Source organism: Kribbella steppae, assembly GCF_004342025.1.
Taxonomy (GTDB): Bacteria; Actinomycetota; Actinomycetes; order Propionibacteriales; family Kribbellaceae; genus Kribbella; species Kribbella steppae.
Window position 1 is genome coordinate 126,470 of record NZ_SLWN01000011.1, and the last position, 19,027, is coordinate 145,496.

Consider the following 19,027-nt stretch of genomic DNA (forward strand, 5'->3'; position numbering starts at 1 on the left):
CCACCCAGGCGAAACGAGACCCCTCAGTCGAGCAGCGCGTCGACGAACTGCTCGGGGTCGAACGGGGCCATGTCGTCCGGGCCTTCGCCGAGGCCGACCAGCTTCACCGGGACTCCGAGCTCGCGCTGGACCGCGATCACGATGCCGCCCTTCGCGGTCCCGTCGAGCTTGGTCAGGACCAGGCCGGTGACGTTGATGACGTCCGCGAACACCCGGGCCTGGGTGAGGCCGTTCTGGCCGGTGGTGGCGTCGATGACGAGCAGCACCTCGTCCACCTCCGCGGACTTCTCGATCACCCGCTTCACCTTGCCGAGCTCGTCCATCAGGCCCGTCTTGGTGTGCAGCCGTCCGGCGGTGTCGACGATTACGACGTCCGCCTCCTCCTCGATGCCCTGCTTGACCGAGTCGAACGCGATGCTGGCCGGGTCACCGCCCTCAGGCCCGCGCACAGTCAGCACACCGACCCGCTCGCCCCACGTCTGCAGCTGGTCCGCGGCCGCCGCCCGGAACGTGTCCGCCGCACCCAGTACGACGTGCTTGTCCTCGGCGACCAGGATCCGGGCCAGCTTGCCCACCGTGGTGGTCTTGCCGGTGCCGTTCACCCCGACCACCAGGACAACGGCCGGCTGGCTGTCCTTACGGCTCAACTTGAGCGAGCGGTCCAGCGACGGGTTGACCAGCTCGATCAGCTCCTCGCGCAGGATCTGCCGGGCCTGCTCGGCGCCGACGCCCTCGACGCGGATCCGGGTCCGCAGCCGCTCGACCAGCTCCTGCGTGGGCGCCACACCGACGTCAGCGGTGATGAGGGTGGTCTCGATGTCCTCCCACGCCTCTTCGTCCAGCTTGTCCCGCGACAGCAGCGCAAGCAGCCCCTTGCCGAGCGAGCCCTGCGACCGCGCCAGGCGGGCCCGCAGCCGGACCAGCCGACCCTGCGCCGACTCGGGCTTCTCGATGGTCGCGACCGGCTCCTCGGGGAGCTCGGTGTCCTCCAGCGTCCGCGTCGGCGTGTCGCGCGGCTCCTCCGCGTCGTCACCGACCTTCGGCTCCGCGGTCTCCAGCGACGCCGGCTGGTCGGACGGCGGCAGTTGAGCCTTGCGGCGGCGGGTCACGACCAGTCCGGCAGTACCGGCGGCCAGGACCACTGCGGCCACGATGATGACGATCAGAACGGAGTCGGCAAGCTGAGCGACAAGCTGGGGAGTCAACACGGTTCCCCATCTTGACAGACACCCAGCCCGCCGCCCGCATTCGTCACGTCAGGCGCACCAGCTGTCGCGATACGTGAGGAGGAACCAGCTCGGGCCGGTGGGTGAGGAGGACCACAGTACGGCGACCGGCCGCGGCGAATAGGTCCTCCAGCAGCGCTCGGCTGGTCTCCTCGTCCAGGTGTTCCGTCGGCTCGTCGAGCACGAGTACGTCGCGATCGGCCAGGAGCAGACGGGCGAACGCGAGCCGCTGGCGCTCACCGCCCGACAGACGCGCACCGTGCTCGCCCACCATCGTGTCGAGCCCATCCGGCAGCTTCTCCACGAACACCCCGAGCCGAGCCCGGTACAGCGCTCTCCACAGCATCAGGTCACTCGCACCGGGTTTGGCGAGCAGGAGGTTCTCCCGGATGCTCGTGTCGAACACGTGGCTCTCCTGCGTCAGCAGCCCGACCACAAACCGCACCTGATCGCCTTCGAGCCGCGCCAGGTCCACACCGTCCAGCAGGACCTCACCAGCCCGAGGTTCCAGGAACCGCAGCAGCACCGCGGCCAGCGTGCTCTTGCCCGAACCACTCGGCCCGGTGATCACCACCCGGCTCCCGGCCGGCATGTCCAGACTCAACCCATCCAGTACGTCGTCGTCGCCGTACCCGACCCGCAGGAGCTTCACCTCCAGGTCCCGGCCGTCTGGCAACGGCACCGGGTTTACGGACTCGGTCACTGGCTCGGGGCTGTCCAGGAGCTCCTGCACTCGGCCGAGTGACGCCCGCACGCGGATGGCTAGCTGCGCGGCGGCTGGAATGCCTCCGAGTACGTCGGCGAGCGCGAGCGGCGTCAGGACGAGTACAGCGAACACCGCGCCGGTTATGTTCGCCGTACTGCCGAGCATGAGCCCGGCCACGCTCGCGCCGCCGACGCACAGCATGAGCAACGCGCTGCCGAGCCCTGCACTCCAGGCCGAGCGTCGCTCCGCGTTGGCCAGCTTCGCGTCACTGGCGCTGAAGGAGTTGAGTACGTCGTCGACCGCGTTGAAGGCGACCACGTCTCCTGCGGTGAGGAGTGTCTCGGTTGCAGCGGCCGCCACCTCGCCACGTGAGCCGGCGATCTTCCGCTCAGCCCGGGCGGCCGTTCCAGCCGTCAGCCACGGTACGACGGTGCATGCGACGAGGACTGCCAGTGCAACGGCAGCGCCTGCTGCGGGGAGCAGCAGTGCCAGGAGGGCGACGGTCGCTGTTGCGGTGACTGCTGCGACTGCAACCGGCAGCAGGACTCGCAACCAGAGGTCGAGCACCGCGTCGACGTCGAGCACGAGTCGCGCGAGGAGGTCGCCCTTGCGGCGTGAGCTCAGACCTCCCGGTGCGAGCTTCTCCAGCCGTCCGGTGATGCGGGCCCGAGTCTCCCCCAGCACCCGGTACGCCGCGTCGTGCCCGACCAGCCGCTCGACGTATCGGAACACGCCCCGGCCGACACCGAACGCCCGCACAGCCACGATCGCCACCATCAGGATCAGCACCGGAGGCTGAGCCGCCGCAGTGGTGATCAACCAAGCCGAGGTGGCCAGCAACGCCACCCCCGAACCCGCCGCGAGCACCCCGGTCATCAGCGCCAGCAACAGCCGCCACCACAGACGCCCCTCCGGCCTGACCAGACTCCAGAGCTGAGCCCCGCCAACCACACCAGCACTTCTCTTCGCGCTCATGCGTTCACCAGCTCTCTCGCGCCCACGGTGACTGTTCGGTCTGCGGCAGCGATCAGTGCAGGCCGGTGGGCGACCATGAGCACTGTCCGACCGCTGGCACGCAGGCCCGCGATCACTGTGGCTTCGGCGTCGGCGTCCAACCCAGCCGTCGGCTCATCCAGCAGCAACACGGGTGCATCCGTGATCAACGCGCGAGCCAGAGCCACCCGGCGCTGCTGACCGCCCGACAACAACTGGCCCTGCTCCCCCACCGCCTTGTCCTGCGCCAGCTCGCTGGCCCCGGCACCGATCAACGCCAGTCGTACTTCGTCGTCCGATGCATCCGGGCGGCCGAGCCGCACGTTGTCCGCGACCGTGCCCATGCGCAGCCCTGGCCGCTGCGGCACCCACGCGAACTGCTGCCTCCAGACCGTCGGCGCGAACTCGTCGGCTGCACTCCCGCCGGCAACCACCACACCGCGGTCCGGCGCGACGAACCCGAGCAGGACGGCCAGCACTGTCGACTTGCCCGCACCACTCGGGCCGGTGAGTGCAATCACTTCACCCGGCCGGACATCTAGGTCGAAGCCGTCGAGCGCCGGCTCGTCGCGACCCGGGTACCGCACTGTCACGTCGTACAGGTGGAGGGAGCTCACGCGTAGGTCGGGGACGTCGGTGCGGTCGCCTCGCTCGGGTAGGGGTGTCTCCAGGACGCGGAACACCTCTTCACTGGCGGCAACCCCGTCCGCGCTGGCGTGGAAGTGCATGCCGACCTGTCGCAGCGGGAGGTACGCCTCGGGCGCGAGGATCAGCACCATCAACGCCGTCTCGAGTCCTAGCCTTCCTTCGACCAGTCGGAGTCCGACACCGACCGCGACCAGCGCCACCGAGATGCTGGCCAGCAGTTCCAGTGCCAGTGACGACAGGAACGCCAACCGCAGACTGCTCATCGACGCGACCCGGTGCTTGTCGGTCACCCGTCGTACGGCGGCCTCCTGGGCCTTCGCACGGCCGAACAGCTTGAGTGTCGACAGTCCGGCGACGACGTCCGCGAAGTTGTGCGCCAGGACGGACAACGCGTGCTGACGACGTCTGCTGTGTGCCTGGGTCGCCCAACCGATCAACGCCATGAAGATCGGGATCAGCGGCAAGGTGACCAGCACAGTCCCGGCAGCGATCAGGTCGCCGGTCGCCATCCAGCCGATCACTCCGGCGGGAACGGTTGCTGCCAGCACCAACTGTGGGAGGTAGCGGGCGAAGTACGGATCCAGGTCGTCGAGTCCCTTGGTCAGCAGGGTCGTCAGGGCACTGCTGCGTTCGCCGCTCAACCAGACCGGCCCTAGCTTGAGCGAGTGCTCCAGCACCTGGCGTCGCAACGTCGACTTGACCGCAGCCGCCGCTCGCTGTGCCACCACCTCCTGCCCCCACACCAGCAGCGCCCGACCCACCACCACAGCGCCCAGCCCCCACGCGACGCCCGCGATCGGATCACCATGCAGAACGACGTCGGCGATGCCGCGGGCCAGCAGGACGGCCTGCACGATGATCAACAGTCCGCTGGCAACGCCGATCACGACCGATGCGGCCAGAAAGATCCGAGCAGCCCGCGCCCTCCGCAGCAGGCGCGGATCCAGCGGCTTCATGCGACCGAGACCGGCTCGACGGTGACGCGCTTGCGGAAGACCCAGTAGGTCCAGCCCTGGTACAGCAACACCAGCGGCAAGAAGATCGCGGCAATGATCGTCAAGATCTTCAATGTGTACGGCGTTGATGCCGCATCAACTGTTGTCAATGTTGATCCGGGATCAAGTGTTGACGGCATGACGGCCGGGAACATCGCGGCGAACAGCGAAGTCACGGCCAGCCCGACCGCGAGCGCCGTACCGATGAAGGCCCAGCCCTCGCGGCGGACGCGGTTCGCGAGCAGCCCGCCGGCGAAGGCGACCACTGCGGCGACCGCGACGATCACCGAGCCGGTGTCACCGCGGATCGCCTGCGCCCACCACAGGAAGGCGACCACCAGGACGGCGGCGGCCAAGCCGGCGCGGGAGGCCAGCCGGTTGGCGCGGTGGCGGAGGTCGTCGGTCGTGCGCAGCGCCAGGAAGATCGCGCCGTGGGCGACGAAGACCGCAGTAAAGGCAACGGCGCCGAGGAGAGCGAACGGGCTCAACAGGTCGCCGAGGTTCCCGACGTACTCGTAGGACGCGTCCAACGGAACACCGCGGACCAGGTTCGCGAACGTCAGTCCCCACAGGAAGGCGGGCACGACCGACCCGATCGTGATCAACGTGTCCATCCGCCCGCGCCAGGCCAGGTCGTCGCGCTTGCCGCGGTACTCCAGCGCCACCCCGCGCAGGATCAACGACACCAAGATCGCGAACAGCGGCAGGTAGAACCCGCTGAACAGCGTCGCGTACCACTCCGGGAACGCGGCGAACGTCGCCCCGCCGGCCACGATCAGCCACACCTCGTTGCCGTCCCAGACCGGCCCGATCGTGGTGATCACCGCCCGCCGCTCGGGCTCGTGCCGGCCGAGCACCCGCAACAGCATGCCGACGCCGAAGTCGAAGCCCTCCAGGACGAAGTACCCGATCCACAACCCCGCGATGGCGAGGAACCAGACAGTCGTGAGTTCCATTTCCCCAGCCCTCTCAGTAGGCGAACGACAGCGGCTTCTGTTCGGGCGCGTCATCGGGCGAGTCGTGCCCGGACGCCGCGTCCGTCCCGGCCAGCCCACCCCGGATGGTCCGGAACATGAGCTTCACCTCGACCACCGCCAGCACGCCGTACAACACGGTGAACCCGGCCAGCGACGTGATCACCTCGCCACTGGTCGTACCCGGCGACACACCCGATGCCGTCGGCAACAGTCCGAACACCAGCCAGGGCTGCCGCCCGGTCTCGGTGAAGATCCAGCCGAAGCAGTTCGCCGCCAGCGGCAGCAACGGCAACGGGATCGCCAGCCAGATCCACCACCGGTTCGGATCCCTGCCCCGGCGCGTTGCCCACAGCAACCACAGCGCGATCGCCGCGGACGCCATCCCGACCCCGATCATCAACCGGAACGTCCAATACGTCAGCGGGATGTTCGGCTTGTACGACCCCGGCCCGTACAGCTGCTCATACGCCTCCTGCAGCGAGTTGATCCCCTGCACCTCGCCGTCGAAGTGCCCGGTCGCCAGGAACGACAGCAGGTACGGCACCTTCAGCGAGTAGATCTCCCGCGATCCGTCCAGCGTGCCGACGGTGAAGGCCGAGAACGACGCCGGCTTCTCCGTCTCGTACAGTGCCTCGGCCGCGGCCATCTTCATCGGCTGCACCTCGGTCATCACCTTGCCCTGCTGATCACCGCTGATCGCCACCCCTGCCCCGGACGCGATCACGATCACCGCGCCGAGCTTCAACGCCGTCCGAAACACCTCGCGGTCCACGTCCGGCCGCCGTACCAGGTGCCAGATCGCGACCCCGGCCACGAACGCGCCGCCGACCATGAACGCGGCGAAGATCGTGTGCGGGTAAGTGACCAGGACGACCTTGTTGGTCAGCACCGCCCACAGATCGGTCAACTCCGCCCGGCCACGCTCAGCGTTGTAGCGAAAGCCCACCGGGTTCTGCATCCACGAGTTGGCCGCCAGGATGAAGTACGCCGACAACTGCGTGCCCAGCACCACCATCCAGATGCAGGCCAGGTGAACCCGCCGCGGCAGCCGGTCCCAGCCGAAGATCCACAACCCGATGAACGTCGACTCGAGGAAGAACGCGAGCAGCCCCTCCAGTGCCAGCGGCGCGCCGAACACGTCGCCGACGAAGCGCGAGTAGTCGCTCCAGTTCATCCCGAACTGGAACTCCTGCACGATGCCGGTGACCACGCCCATCGCGATGTTGATCAAGAACAGCTTCCCGTAGAACTTGGTCAGCCGCAGGTACTTCTCCTTGCCGGTCCGGTACCACGCGGTCTGCAGCCCGGCGGTGATCGCGACCAGCGAGATCGTCACCGGGACGAAGAAGAAGTGGTACACGGTGGTGACGGCGAACTGCCACCGAGCCAGATCCAGGGTGTCCACGCGCGGGCCCTCCCGTGCCATCTACGACGTTACGTAGTAGATGCTAGCGCGGATCTACTACGACGTGTAGTTATACTGGTCACGTGGCGAGCGACGAGAAGGCACCGAGGCCCTTGGGGGACCTGGAGCGGTTGGTGATGGAGCAGCTCTGGGCAGCACCCACTGCGCTGACCGTTCGCGAGGTGCACGAGCAGTTGTCGGCCACCCGCGACCTCGCCTACACGACCGTGATGACAGTGCTGGACCGGCTGGCCAAGAAGAAGCTGACCGAGCGGGAGCGCGACGGGAAGGCCTGGCGCTACCGGGCCGCGGCGCCACGCGAGGAGCTGGCCGCCGACCTCATGCGCGACGCACTCGACCGCTCGGGCGATCGTCGTGAGGCGCTGGTCCGCTTCGTCGGCCAGGTCAGCGACGAGGAAGCCGCACTTCTGCGCGAGGCCCTGGCGCGGTTGGAGGATCGGGCGGGGTGATCACCCCGGTCCTTCTCGCCGCACTGGCCCTGGTGTTGACCGGCCCCGCACCGGCGCTGCTGGCCCGCTCCGCCTGGCCCTACCGGATCCCCCGGGCCGCCGTAGCGCTCTGGCAGGCGATAGCCATCGCCGCGGTCCTGGCCGCACTCGGCGCGGGTATCTCCCTGTCGTACTCCACCGCAGGCCAGCCCGGTGAGCCCAGCTTCAACCCGTCCTCCATCAGGGACCTTCTGGCCGCAGCCATCCTCGCCATGACCGCACTGGTCCTGGTGAAGCTCGTCTGGGCGGCCGGACGAGTGGCAGTCGGTACGAGAGCCCGCCGCAAACGGCACCGCGACCTGGTCGACGTACTGGCCACACCGGACGGTCTCATCCCTGGACTACGAGTCCTGTCCGAGGAGACGCCTCTCGCGTACTGCCTGCCCGCGCTCCGTGGCGCGAGGGTGGTGGTGTCGGTCGGAGCCCTTGAGAGACTCGATGAGAGCGAACTGCATGCCGTACTCGCGCATGAGCAGGCTCACCTGCGTGCACGCCACGACCTGGTGCTGGAAGCGTTCACGGCGCTGCACCAGGCATTCCCGCGCTGGGTGCGCAGTGAAGTGGCGCTGGAGCAGGCACGCACGCTGGTAGAGCTGCTGGCCGACGACGACGCCCGCCGCCGCAACGGTCCACGCCCACTGGCCCGGGCACTGGTCGCGCTGGCCGGTGCACCCGCTCCAGAGGCCGGACTGGCCGCAGCCAAGTCCGCCACCGTGCTCAGAGTCCAGCGCCTGGCTGACCCCGAGCCACGCTACCCGTGGCTCTCAGCAGGAACGTACGCCGTCGCCGTCGGACTACTCGTCCTGCCGACGGTCACCGTCGCGGCGCCGATCGTGAAAGCGATCGTCGACGCGGTCAGCTAGGCCGGCCGGTAGCGCAGCAGGACGCCGCCGTTCGCCCACGGCCTGGCCTCGATCAGCTCCAGGTTGCGCAGCTCGCCACTGGTCGGGAACACGCTCTTCCCCGCACCGATCAGCACCGGGCAGACGCGCAACTGCACCTCGTCGACGAGGCCGGCGATCAGCAGCGTGTGGAACAGCGAGATGCTGCCCCACAAGATGATGTCCTTACCGCCCTCGCTCTTGAGCTCGCGCACGTCCTCGACCGCATCACGGATCACCAGGGCAGGCTCGTCCGAACCCCATGGCGCACTGTCGAGCGTCCTGGACACGACCACCTTGCGCAGCGCGTTCAGCTTCGGCGCGATCGGATCGTCGGCCGCCGCCGGCGTCGGCCAGAAGCCGACGAACAGCCGGTACGTCTCCGCGCCGAGCAGCATCGTGTCGACGGTCTCGAGCAGCGCCAGATTGTCGACGTCGGCCTGCTCGGAGACCGTGCCGGAGAACTCCAGTCCCCCGTCCGGCTCGGCGGCATAACCGTCGAGCGTCACATACTCCTGGAAGATCAACCGTCTCATCCCGGCACCGTACACGGCTCTATCCCACCCCACCGCCCCGGTCGTTTACGGGAAATGCTTACCTTCCCCCCGAGCAACCGCCAGCAGCACGAGCGCCGACAGAACCAGCAGAACAACCATCGTGACAACGAACGTCAGCACTTCTCTCCCCGTATCCCCACACCAACCTCACTGAAGGTGCTACGAGCTCATTGTTCCAGAAGTTCCCCGTACGCTTTCGCCACTTCGTCCGTTTCCCAGTCCAACGTGTTCGGAGTCACCACCAGCTCCACCCACGACCAGCCCGGTACGTCGGCCTGCTGCCACGGCTGGCAGATCGCCTCGCGTGTCGCCTCCATCCGCTCCACCGCCACTCGCTCGATCGCCTCGGCAGCCCGCGGCGCGTAGACGCGGAACGAGTTGGTGTGCGGCGGCTCCGGGAAGACGCGGAATCCCTCGCTCTGCAAGGCCATCGAGAGCTCCACGGCCCGCTGGTACAGGTCCCCCATCTGCGGCAGCACCGTCTTGAGTCCCTCGCGCGCGGACACGGCGTACGGGAACAGCGTGAAGAGGTTGCCGCCCAGCCTGCGCTGCCAACGCCGTACCTCGGCGATCACATCCTCCGGGCCAGCCAGCGCCGCACCGCTCAGCCCACCCAGCACCTTGTAGAACGACACATAGACGCTCGAAGCCAGTGCAGCCACCTCAGCCAGGCTGTGCTCCAGGTACGGCGTGCTCTCCCACAACCGAGCCCCGTCCAGATGCAGTGGTACGCCGCGCTCCGTACACGACTCGGCGAACACGACCAGCTCGTCCCATGTCGGCAAGACGAACCCGGCCTCCCGCAGCGGCAGCTCCAGGGTCACCGCGGCCAGCTTCCCCGGGATAGCAGCCAGCTCATCCGGCCGGGGCTGCCGCGGCTCGGACGTCAGCCGCTCGATCCGCAGCCCGTGCACTTCCTCCAGCGCGTTCAGCTCGTGCACCAGCAGGTGGGATTGCCCGTGCAGCGCGACCCGGTTGGTCCCCGCGCGGTCGGCGTACACCCGCAGGACGCTCTGCTGGGCCATGATCCCGGTCGGCATGAACACGGCCGCCGGCTTGCCCAGGAGCTCGGCTACCTCCTGCTCCAACGCGGCAACGTCACCGCCGCTGCCGTACATGTCGGTCTTGCCCTCAGTGGCGGCCTCAGCGAGTCGCTGCAACCTGTCCGTCACCGGCACCCGGCGGGCGGACACCCAGCGCTCACAGTTGTCGGCCGCGGCCTGACGGCGGGCCCGAAGGTCGTCGGAGGTAGTAGCCACGGCCCCATCCTCTCGTGCCCGGCAAGCGACCGAGCAAGCGACTCAGATCGGGGTGGTCACCACATGCTGACCCTGGAGCGTCCTGATCTGCACCGTCTTCACCTGGTCGATCGGGACCAGCACACCGCCCTCGAACCGGCTGTTGCCCTCACGTGCCGACTTCTCCGACACCTTCCACGTGCCCGCTACCCAGGTCTTGCCGCCCTTGTCGGTCACGAGCATCTCGCACTCGGCTCCAGCCTTCAGACCCTTGATCTGCACCTGGATCCAGCTCCACCCGGCCCGCGGCTCCACTGTGGTCGCCATCGTCGTACCAGTGGTCGTGTCGGTCGCCGTCACCTGCTTGGAGCCGGCCACCGGCACATCGCTCTGGTCCACGCTCTGCCGCCCGATGACCACACCGCCACCGAGCGCACCGGCTACCACGATGACCGCGGCGGCAACCGCCAGCCATCGAGACCGCTTCGCACGAGGCGCAGCAGCAGGTGCCGCCGCCGTACGCACCTCTCGCAGCGTGCGTTGCAGCAGGAGGTCGCCGTCAGGCGGCGGACCCTCCAGGAACGCCTCGGGCGGTACCTCGCCGAGGAACTCCTTCATCTCCTCGAGCTCGGCCACCTCGGCGCGGCACTCCGCGCACGTGGCCAGGTGCTCGTCGACCTCACGGACCTCGTCGGGCTCCAGCGCGCCGAGGGCGTAGGCGCCGAGCTGCGAGCGGTCGTGCTCACTCATCTCGCCACCTCCCCCTTTCCTGGAGCCAACTCAGCAGTTCCGGCCATCACCGCGCGCAGAGCTCGGAGGGCGTAATACGATCTCGATTTCACGGTACCGGGCGGGACACCCAGCTCTTTCGCCGCCTCGGTCACCGACCGGCCGCGGTAGTACAGCTGCACCAGTACTTCACGGTGCTCAGGAGATACCTGGTCCAGCGCGTCCAGCACCACCATGGTGTTCACCACCGACTCGGAGTGGTCAACCTCCACCGGCGGCCGGTCCACCACGTCCGCCACCTCGGTCGGCCGGACCGCTCGCGCCCTGGCCCGGTCGGTGACGATGTTGCGCGCCACGGTGAGCAGCCACCCCCGCACGGACCCCTTACCCTCCGTCAGGTCGTCCGCATGCTTCCACGCCCGGACCAGAGTCTCCTGTACGACGTCCTCCGCGGCCGCCCGGTCACCGGTGAGCCTGGTCGCGTATGCGAGCAGGCTGCGGCCATGTTCGGCGTACAGGGAACGGACAAGCGCCTCGGCGGCCTGTGGACCCGGGTAGTCACCCACCGACCGCACGATACCGGTAACGGTGGGCACCCACATCGGGAAAGCCTCAGTAGCCGGAATTGCCATTGTCGGCCGGCTGCGTGGTGATCTTCTTGCCGTCTGCTCCCACGACCCACCAGACTCCACCGACCGCCTGACCCTTGGCCTCGCCGGCCTTGCTGTCCTGGGCGAACAGGTAGATCGGCAGTCCGCCGATCGCCAGCTGCTTGCTGCCGTCGCTCCGGGTCACTGTGCTGACCAGGGACGCATCGATGCCGTCGAGCTTCGGGGTGCCTTCACCGGCCGGCACGACCGGCCACTTCGCCAGGCAGTCGTCCTCGCAGTTCGACTTGCCGGAGGTGTCCTTGTCGAAGATGTACACGGTCCGTCCGTTGCCGTCGACAACGACCTTGCCGAGCCCGCCGACGTCTGCCGTCGCCAGCTTCGTCCCGCTGCTGGCCGCGGTGGCCCCGCTCGCCGGTGTGTCGCTGTCGTCACCACAGGCCGTCAAACCGGCCAGGCCGAGCACGAACACACCGATCACAATGCCCAGACGCTTCATGATGTCTCCCCTCACGGTTTGCCGATCTTCACCCCCCACACGTGCGGAGACCCGGACCGGTTCAACCGGGAGGGATATCGTCGTTCGCATGAGCCACGAGATCCCGGCCGCGGTCCAGCGCGCGCTGACCGCGATCGACGCACAGGACAACGACGCGTTCGTCGCGGCCTTCGCCGCGGACGGCTACGTCGACGACTGGGGCCGCCAGTTCCGCGGACCGGACCAGATCCGGTCCTGGAGCGAGAACGAGCTGATCGGCAAGCGCGCCACCTTCACCGGTACCGAGGTGTCGACCCCTGGCAACCCCCTGACGATCGTCACCCAGGTCGGCGGCGACGGCTTCAACGGCCCGTCCCACTTCACCTTCGACGTCCAGAACGACCAGATCGCCTCGATGACGATCACCGCCTGACCGATCAGGCTGGCTCGGGTTCCCTGATCCGCTGGGAGATCACCGACGACACACCGTCGCCGCGCATGGTCACGCCGTACAGGGCGTCGGCGACCTCCATCGTGCGCTTCTGGTGGGTGATGACGAGTAGCTGGCTGTTCTCGCGCAGCTCCTCGTAGAGCTCCAGCAGGCGGCCGAGGTTGGTGTCGTCCAGCGCCGCCTCGACCTCGTCGAGGATGTAGAACGGCGACGGACGCGCCTTGAACAGGGCGACCAAGAAGGCGACCGCGACCAGCGACCGCTCACCACCGGACAGCAGCGACAGCCGCTTCACCTTCTTGCCCGGCGGGCGCGCCTCGACATCGATGCCGGTGCCGAGCATGTCGTCCGGGTCGGTCAGCACCAGTCGGCCCTCACCGCCGGGGAACAGCCGGCTGAACACGTGCTGGAAGGCCACCTCGACGTCCCGGTAGGCCTCGGTGAAGACCTGCTCGACCCGCTCGTCGACCTCCTTGACGATGTCCATCAGGTCGCGCCGGGACTTCCTCAGGTCGTCGAGCTGCTCGGACAGGAAGCGATGCCGCTCCTCCATCGCGTCGAACTCCTCCAGCGCGAGCGGGTTGATCCGCCCGAGCTGGTTCAGCGCCCGCTCGGCCTGCTTGAGCCGCTTCTCCACCTTCGTCCGGTTGAACGGCTCGCCCTCGAGCTCGAGGGTGTCCTCGCCGTCCTTCGGCAGCGGCGGCACCAGCTGGTCCGGGCCGTACTCGGCCACCAGCGCCTCGACCTCGATCCCGAGCTCGCCCAGCGCCTTCTCGTACAGCTGCTCCAACCGCATCTTCTGCTCGGCCCGCGCCAGCGCGTCCCGGTGCACGGTGTTGGTCAGCTGCTCCAGCTCGGAGCTCAGGTTCCGCGTCGCGGACCGGGACTGCGCCAGGGCCTGCTCGCGGTCCGCCCGCTGCGCCTGGATCGCGGCCCGCTCGGCAGCGGCCTGCTGCAGCGAGGACTCCAGCCGGGCCAGCACGTGACCAGCGGCCAGGTGTACGGCCTGCGCCGCCTCCGACTGCCGGGCCCGGCGTGCGGCCCGTGCGATCGCCCGGGCCCGCGCCTCGCGCTCCTGCCGTGCTGCGCGTTCCAGCGAGTCCGCACGCCCGGACAGTGCCCGCGCCCGCTCCTCGGTGGTCCGCAGCGCCAGTCGCGCCTCCATCTCGGCGGCACGGCCAGCCTTGGCTGCCTCGGCGAGGCGGTCCCGGTCGGTGGTGTCCGGCTCGTCGCCGTCGTCGTCGAACTGCTCGGCGTCGGTGAGGCGCTCCTCCAGCTCGGCCAGGCCGGTCAGGTTCCGGTCGCGCTCCTCCTCAGCCGCCGCAATCGCCTCGGCCATCCGCTGGGCCTCGCCGCGGGACGCCTTCGCCAGTGACCCGAAGTGCGCCAGCTGCTCGGCCACCGCGGCCATCGCCGCGTCCGACTCGTGCAGCCGGGCCAGCGTGATCTCGACGGACTCCTTCTGCCGCGTCCGCTCGTCCTCGAGCGCGGCCAGCTCGAACCGCAGCCGCTCGCTCCGGGCGGTCGCCTCGGTCAGCTTCTCCGCCGCCTCGTCGACCGCGGACTGCACCTCGATCAGGCTCGGCGCCGCGTCCGACCCGCCGTACGCGAAGTGAGCCCCGAGTACGTCGCCGGCCCGCGTGGTGCACGTGACGTCGGGCAGGTTGCGGACCAGGGACTTGGCAGCCGCCACGTCGTCCACCACGGCGACCTTGCGCAGCAGCCGCCGCAAGGCAGGCCGCAGGGTGTCCGGGCAGTCCACGACATCAACGGCGTACGACGCTCCGTACGGCAGCGGCGGCCACAGGGCGTAGTCGTCGGAGGGGGCGTCACCGAGAAGCATCCCGGCACGGCCGAGATCGTGCTCCTTCAGGTGGCCGACCGCGTGCAAGGCCGCGTCGGCGTGCGTGACCGCGACAGCGTCCGCAGCCTCGCCGAGGGCGGCCGCAATGGCGGTCTCATAGCCGGCCCGAACGCTCAGGAGGGCAGCCACGGAGCCCATCAGGCCGTTCACCTGCTCGGAGGCGGCCAGCAGGGCACCGGCGCCGTCCTTGCGGTTCAGACCGAGCTCGAGCGCTTCCTTCCGCGCGGCCAGGCCGGTGCGCTCGCGCTCGGCGTCGCGCTCCTCGGCGCGGAGCTTGGCCAGGCGCTCGTCCATCTCGTCGAGAACCGCCTGGGCGGCCTCGTACTGGTCGTCGAGCCCCTTCTCACCGGCGTCCAGCCCGGCGACCTGGGTCTCCAGCGCGGTGAAGTCGTGCTGCGCCTTCGCAGCCCGCGCCTCGGCCTCGCGCATGTTGGTGGCAAGGCGGCCGATCTCGGACTCGGCGGCGGCCGCGCGGCTCTTGAGCGCGTTCACCTGGCCGGTCAGCCGGGCGAGCCCCTCGCGACGATCGGCGGCGGCCCGGATCAGCGCCGAGATCCGGCGCTCCTCCTCGGCCTCCTGCGACTCGAGCTGCTGACGACGCTCGACGGCCTCGGCCAGCAGCTCCGAGTGCGCCTCGACCTCGGCCTCGATCTGCGCCTCGGTCTCACGGACCCGGGCGGCTTCCAGCTCGAGCTCGTCCGGGTCGCGCCCGGCCCGCGGCTCCTCGGCCTCGTCGTTCAGCGACCGGATCCGGTCCGCCGCGATCCGCGCCGTCCCTTTGATCTTCTCGCCGAAGCCGGACAACTGGTACCAGGTGTCCTGAGCCGCCTGCAGGGCCGGCGCGTCCTCCCGGAGCGCATCCTCCAGATCCGCCTCGAGTTCGCGCGCCTCGCGCAGCTTGGCCTCGGTCTCGGAGCGGCGCTGGGTCAACGCGGCCTCGTCCTTGAGCTCGGCCTCCAGCGCGGACTGCGCCTGGACGATGTCGTCGGCGAGCAGCCGGGCCCGGCCGTCGCGGACCTCGGCCTGGATCGTCACCGCCCGGCGCGCCACCTCCGCTTGGCGCCCGAGCGGCTTCAACTGGCGGCGGATCTCGGTGATCAGGTCCCCGAGCCGGTGCAGGTTGCCCTCGGTGGCCTCCAGCTTCCGGATCGCCTTTTCCTTGCGCTTGCGGTGTTTCAGGACGCCGGCCGCCTCCTCGACGAACCCGCGGCGGCCTTCCGGCGTGGCGCGCAGGATCGAGTCGAGCTGGCCCTGGCCGACGATGACGTGCATCTCGCGGCCGATCCCGGAGTCGCTGAGCAGTTCCTGGACGTCCAGCAGCCGGCAGTTCTGGCCGTTGATCTGGTAGTCGGACCCGCCGTTGCGGAACATCGTCCGCGAGATCGTCACCTCGGCGTACTCGATCGGCAGCGCGCCGTCGGTGTTGTCGATGGTCAGCACCACCTCGGCGCGGCCCAGCGGGGCGCGGCCGGAGGTGCCGGCGAAGATGACGTCCTCCATCTTGCCGCCACGCAGCGATTTGGCGCCCTGCTCGCCCATCACCCAGGCGAGTGCGTCGACGACATTGGACTTACCGGAGCCGTTCGGGCCGACGATGCAGGTGATGCCCGTTTCGAAGTTCATCGTCGTGGCCGACGCGAACGACTTGAAGCCTCGGAGCGTCATGCTCTTCAGGTACAAGGCGAAGCTCTCCAACCCGTGAAAGGACAGACGATACCGAAGGAACCGCCATAACTGCACATGACGCCAGTACTGCTCGTGACGCTGCCGCTACCCGGGGGAAGTAGTTCCGCTTCGCAGTCTACAAACAGATGCGCGCGAACTGATGGAGGCCGACCGTGAGAGTGGCCGGCGAAGGGCACAGAAGCTGGACATGCGGTGCTTTGTGGTCAAAAAAGGCGGCGGAGGCCCGGACGGGGGCCACCGCCGTGGTTGTGCGGACGGTAGAGATGGAACTCTCGTTGTCGCGGCTCGGGTCCTCAGACCGAAGCGGGGGCGCGCAGAGCCTCGTCGACGGTCAGCAACCGGCCCTCGTGGACCTGTGCGACGAGGTGGTCGTTCTCTGCCTGCAGGCGCATCACGTGCGCCTCCAGATCGGCGACACGCCGGTTGAGCAGACGAACCTGCTCGAGCATGCGCGGGTCAGTGCCTCCAAGGTGCCCTAGAAGAGCCTTGGCCATTGTGCTGTCCTCCGGAAGGGTTCTGGCCTGTGAGCGCCCCTGGTCCCCGGAGCGCCTATAAATGTGTGCCGTCTTTCAGGGTGACACCGGTGGGCCCAGTGGTCAACCTGGGTCCACACTCTTTAACGATACCTCTCTCACCAGCGGACCTGGCGAGGGACCGGCTGACATTTCGGGCAGCGGTACGACGAACGGTTCATGAACGGCTCGCGACGGATCGGCCGGCCGTCGCGCGGACACGGCGAACCCTCTTGTCCATAGACGTTCAGGCCGCGTTCGAAGTAGCCGGATTCCCCGTTCACGTTGACGTACAGGGCGTCGAAGCTGGTGCCGCCGACGTCCAGCGCCTCGGCCATCACGTCGTGGGCGTGCCGCAGGATCTCCCTTATCTGCAAGGGTTTCAGCGTCTCGGTCGCCCGCGCGTAGTGCAGCTTGGCCCGCCACAACGCTTCGTCTGCGTAGATATTGCCCACCCCGCTGATCACCCGCTGGTCCAGCAAGGCCCGTTTCACACCGGTCTTTCGCTTGCGGACCGCAGCCACGAAAGCCTCCGGATCGAACAGAGGATCGAACGGGTCGCGGGCGATGTGCGCGATCTCCGGCGGCAGCTCGGCGCCACTCTCGGAGTAGGACAGACCACCGAACATCCGCTGGTCCACAAACCGGACCTCTCCGCCGTCGTCGGCGAAGCGGAACCGGACCCGCAGGTGGGCTTCGTCCGGCGCGCCGACCGGCTGGACCCGGAACTGGCCGCTCATCCCGAGGTGGGTCAGCACCGCGTCACCGGATTCCAGCGGCAGCCACAGGTACTTCCCGCGCCGGGCGGGTTCGGCGAACACCTGACCCTTGAGCCGGGCGACGAAATCGTCCGGTCCGGCGGCGTGGCGCCGTACCGGGCGGGGATGCAGGACCTCGACGGCGTCGATCGTCCGGCCGGTGGTGAACTCCGCCAGACCCCGGCGTACGACCTCTACCTCAGGAAGCTCAGGCACCTCAGGGCTGCTGCGAGGGGTCCGTGCTGTCCGGGTGCGCCGCCCGCAACGCCTTCCAGGCGGTCTCCGCGGCCTGCTGCTCGGCTTCCTTCTTGCTCCGGCCGATGCCGTGGCCGTAGGTGTCCGCGCCGATCCGGACCCGCGCCTCGAACGTCTTGGCGTGGTCCGGGCCGGACTCGGCGATCACGTACTCGGGGACCCCGACGCCGAGTTGGGCGACCAACTCCTGCAGCGAGGTCTTCCAGTCCAGGCCGGCGCCGAGCCGGGCGGAGGACTCCATCAGGTCGTCGAACAGCGTGTGCACCACCAGGCCGGCGGTCTCGAAACCGCGGTCCAGGTAGACGGCACCGATCAGCGCCTCGACGCAGTCGGCCAGGATGGACGACTTGTCCCGCCCGCCGGTCGCTTCCTCGCCCCGGCCGAGCCGCAGGTACTTGCCCAGCTTGAGCTCGCGGGCGACTCCGGCCAGCGCGCGCATGTTGACCACAGCCGCGCGCAGCTTCGCCAGCCGACCCTCGGACAGGTCCGGATGGTTGCGGAACAGCGACTCCGTGACGATGACGCCGAGGACGGAGTCCCCCAGGAACTCCAGTCGCTCGTTCGTCGGCAGCCCACCGTTCTCGTACGCGTACGAGCGGTGGGTGAAGGCGTGCTCCAGTAAGTTGTCAGCCAGCGATACGCCGAGCCGCTGGTTCAGCTCGGCGTAGAGGCCCCCGTTCCCCGAGATCAACTCAGGGTTGACCGAATTCACTGGCTGGTGCCTCTTAGCTCTCGACGACCTGGCGACGCTCGCCCTTGGCGCCGTACTGGCCGCAGGTGGGGCAAACGGTGTGCTGCAGGTGCTTCGCGCGGCAGGCGGGGTTCACGCAGGTCACCAGCGACGGGGCAGTGGTCTTCCACTGGGCCCGGCGGCTGCGGGTGTTGCTGCGCGACATCTTCCGCTTCGGAACGGCCACGGTTATGACTCCTCGGTTCGGCCGGGGGCTGGTGACCCGGCCGGCTGGCTGACGTGTGTATTCGGTATCTAGTTGTCCTGCGGTCGTTCGTCCTGCTGGAGCAGGCCGCTGAGCGCGGCCCAGCGTGGGTCGCCACCGTCCTCGTGCTTGTGGCCGGGGTCGTCCGCCAGGCGTACCCCACACTCGGGGCACAGACCCGGACAGTCGTCCGTACACAAGGGCTGGAAGGGCAGCGCGAGCACCACCTGGTCCCTCAGCTCCGGCTCGAGGTCGATCAGATCGCCCTCCATCCGGCTGGCCTCGTCGGGTTCGGCATCGCTCTCCGGGTAGACGTACAGCTCCTGGACGTCAGCGAGGAACTCGTCCTCGATATCGACCAGGCACCGCGCGCACTCCCCGACCAGACGGCCTCGGGCCGTGCCGGTGACGAGAACCCCTTCGACAACCGATTCCAGCCGTAGATCGAACTGGATCGGATCGCCCTCGGGGACGCCGATCACGTCGATTCCGAGATCCTCCGGAGCCGGTGCCGTGAAGGTGACTTCGCGTTGGGACCCGGCGCGGCGTGTCAGCTCGTGCGTATCGATCACGAGGGGGGACCGCGGGTCCAAGACGCTCAGGACATCCCTTTCAG

General features: G+C 68.8%; 19 protein-coding genes. 3 read left to right on the forward strand and 16 right to left on the reverse strand.

The window, feature by feature from the left end; translation table 11 throughout:
• Positions 1-23: 23 nt before the first annotated feature.
• From ftsY to EV652_RS29825, 5 genes are read right to left on the reverse strand one after another with little or no spacing between them, the layout of a single operon-like run.
• Complete coding sequence (gene ftsY, locus EV652_RS29805; protein ID WP_132212594.1) at positions 24-1,208, reverse strand: signal recognition particle-docking protein FtsY; 1,185 nt, start codon at positions 1,206-1,208, stop codon at positions 24-26.
• A gap of 43 nt (positions 1,209-1,251) precedes the next feature.
• Positions 1,252-2,907: a thiol reductant ABC exporter subunit CydC gene (cydC, locus tag EV652_RS29810; RefSeq protein WP_132212595.1), complete on the reverse strand. Its 1,656-nt coding sequence runs from the start codon at positions 2,905-2,907 to the stop codon at positions 1,252-1,254.
• Positions 2,904-4,529, reverse strand: a complete 1,626-nt coding sequence (cydD, locus tag EV652_RS29815) for a thiol reductant ABC exporter subunit CydD (protein ID WP_132212596.1) — start codon at positions 4,527-4,529, stop codon at positions 2,904-2,906. The genes cydC and cydD overlap by 4 nt, the downstream gene beginning before the upstream one ends.
• Entirely contained in the window at positions 4,526-5,524 is a 999-nt protein-coding gene (gene cydB / locus EV652_RS29820; RefSeq protein WP_132212597.1) for a cytochrome d ubiquinol oxidase subunit II, read from the reverse strand. The genes cydD and cydB overlap by 4 nt, the downstream gene beginning before the upstream one ends.
• Before the next feature lie 13 nt (positions 5,525-5,537).
• Positions 5,538-6,950: a cytochrome ubiquinol oxidase subunit I gene (locus EV652_RS29825; protein ID WP_199238466.1), complete on the reverse strand. Its 1,413-nt coding sequence runs from the start codon at positions 6,948-6,950 to the stop codon at positions 5,538-5,540.
• Between the two features lie 83 nt (positions 6,951-7,033).
• On the opposite strand from EV652_RS29825, the gene EV652_RS29830 reads away from it, so the two are divergent.
• Complete coding sequence (locus EV652_RS29830; RefSeq protein ID WP_132212599.1) at positions 7,034-7,420, forward strand: BlaI/MecI/CopY family transcriptional regulator; 387 nt, start codon at positions 7,034-7,036, stop codon at positions 7,418-7,420.
• Positions 7,417-8,322 carry a M56 family metallopeptidase gene (locus tag EV652_RS29835; protein ID WP_132212600.1) on the forward strand — a complete coding sequence of 302 codons (906 nt, stop codon included), beginning with the start codon at positions 7,417-7,419 and terminating at the stop codon, positions 8,320-8,322. Before EV652_RS29830 ends, EV652_RS29835 begins: the two co-directional genes overlap by 4 nt.
• Here the strand turns inward: EV652_RS29835 and EV652_RS29840 are convergent.
• From EV652_RS29840 to EV652_RS29860, 5 genes are all read right to left on the reverse strand, one after another.
• Positions 8,319-8,876: a dihydrofolate reductase family protein gene (locus EV652_RS29840; RefSeq protein WP_132212601.1), complete on the reverse strand. Its 558-nt coding sequence runs from the start codon at positions 8,874-8,876 to the stop codon at positions 8,319-8,321. The genes EV652_RS29835 and EV652_RS29840 overlap by 4 nt on opposite strands.
• Positions 8,877-9,064: 188 nt before the next feature.
• Complete coding sequence (locus tag EV652_RS29845) at positions 9,065-10,156, reverse strand: threonine aldolase family protein (protein ID WP_132212602.1); 1,092 nt, start codon at positions 10,154-10,156, stop codon at positions 9,065-9,067.
• Positions 10,157-10,198: 42 nt separating this feature from the next.
• Positions 10,199-10,885 (reverse strand): anti-sigma factor family protein, encoded by a 687-nt coding sequence (locus EV652_RS29850; protein WP_132212603.1) that lies wholly within the window; start codon positions 10,883-10,885, stop codon positions 10,199-10,201.
• Complete coding sequence (locus tag EV652_RS29855) at positions 10,882-11,430, reverse strand: sigma-70 family RNA polymerase sigma factor (RefSeq protein WP_199238467.1); 549 nt, start codon at positions 11,428-11,430, stop codon at positions 10,882-10,884. The genes EV652_RS29850 and EV652_RS29855 overlap by 4 nt, the downstream gene beginning before the upstream one ends.
• A gap of 46 nt (positions 11,431-11,476) precedes the next feature.
• A complete protein-coding gene (locus tag EV652_RS29860; RefSeq protein ID WP_158441278.1) occupies positions 11,477-11,971 on the reverse strand; it encodes a COG4315 family predicted lipoprotein in 495 nt (164 codons plus the stop codon).
• A gap of 88 nt (positions 11,972-12,059) precedes the next feature.
• On the opposite strand from EV652_RS29860, the gene EV652_RS29865 reads away from it, so the two are divergent.
• Complete coding sequence (locus tag EV652_RS29865; RefSeq protein WP_132212605.1) at positions 12,060-12,383, forward strand: nuclear transport factor 2 family protein; 324 nt, start codon at positions 12,060-12,062, stop codon at positions 12,381-12,383.
• Between the two features lie 4 nt (positions 12,384-12,387).
• Here EV652_RS29865 and smc read toward each other — a convergent pair whose 3' ends face one another.
• The 6 genes from smc to EV652_RS29895 all read right to left on the reverse strand — a co-directional run bounded on the left by smc (position 12,388) and on the right by EV652_RS29895 (position 18,983).
• Complete coding sequence (gene smc, locus EV652_RS29870; protein ID WP_132212606.1) at positions 12,388-15,930, reverse strand: chromosome segregation protein SMC; 3,543 nt, start codon at positions 15,928-15,930, stop codon at positions 12,388-12,390.
• Positions 15,931-16,244: 314 nt separating this feature from the next.
• Positions 16,245-16,400, reverse strand: coding sequence for a hypothetical protein (locus tag EV652_RS29875; protein WP_233712037.1), 156 nt, complete (start codon positions 16,398-16,400; stop codon positions 16,245-16,247).
• Positions 16,401-16,582: 182 nt separating this feature from the next.
• A complete protein-coding gene (gene mutM / locus EV652_RS29880) occupies positions 16,583-17,437 on the reverse strand; it encodes a bifunctional DNA-formamidopyrimidine glycosylase/DNA-(apurinic or apyrimidinic site) lyase (RefSeq protein WP_132212607.1) in 855 nt (284 codons plus the stop codon).
• Position 17,438: 1 nt separating this feature from the next.
• Positions 17,439-18,188 carry a ribonuclease III gene (gene rnc / locus EV652_RS29885; RefSeq protein WP_242002092.1) on the reverse strand — a complete coding sequence of 250 codons (750 nt, stop codon included), beginning with the start codon at positions 18,186-18,188 and terminating at the stop codon, positions 17,439-17,441.
• A gap of 13 nt (positions 18,189-18,201) precedes the next feature.
• The gene (gene rpmF / locus EV652_RS29890) at positions 18,202-18,393 is read right to left on the reverse strand and encodes a 50S ribosomal protein L32 (RefSeq protein ID WP_077012766.1); all 192 of its coding nucleotides are present in this window, start codon (positions 18,391-18,393) and stop codon (positions 18,202-18,204) included.
• Positions 18,394-18,461: 68 nt separating this feature from the next.
• Positions 18,462-18,983, reverse strand: a complete 522-nt coding sequence (locus EV652_RS29895) for a YceD family protein (RefSeq protein ID WP_199238468.1) — start codon at positions 18,981-18,983, stop codon at positions 18,462-18,464.
• Positions 18,984-19,027: the final 44 nt, after the last annotated feature.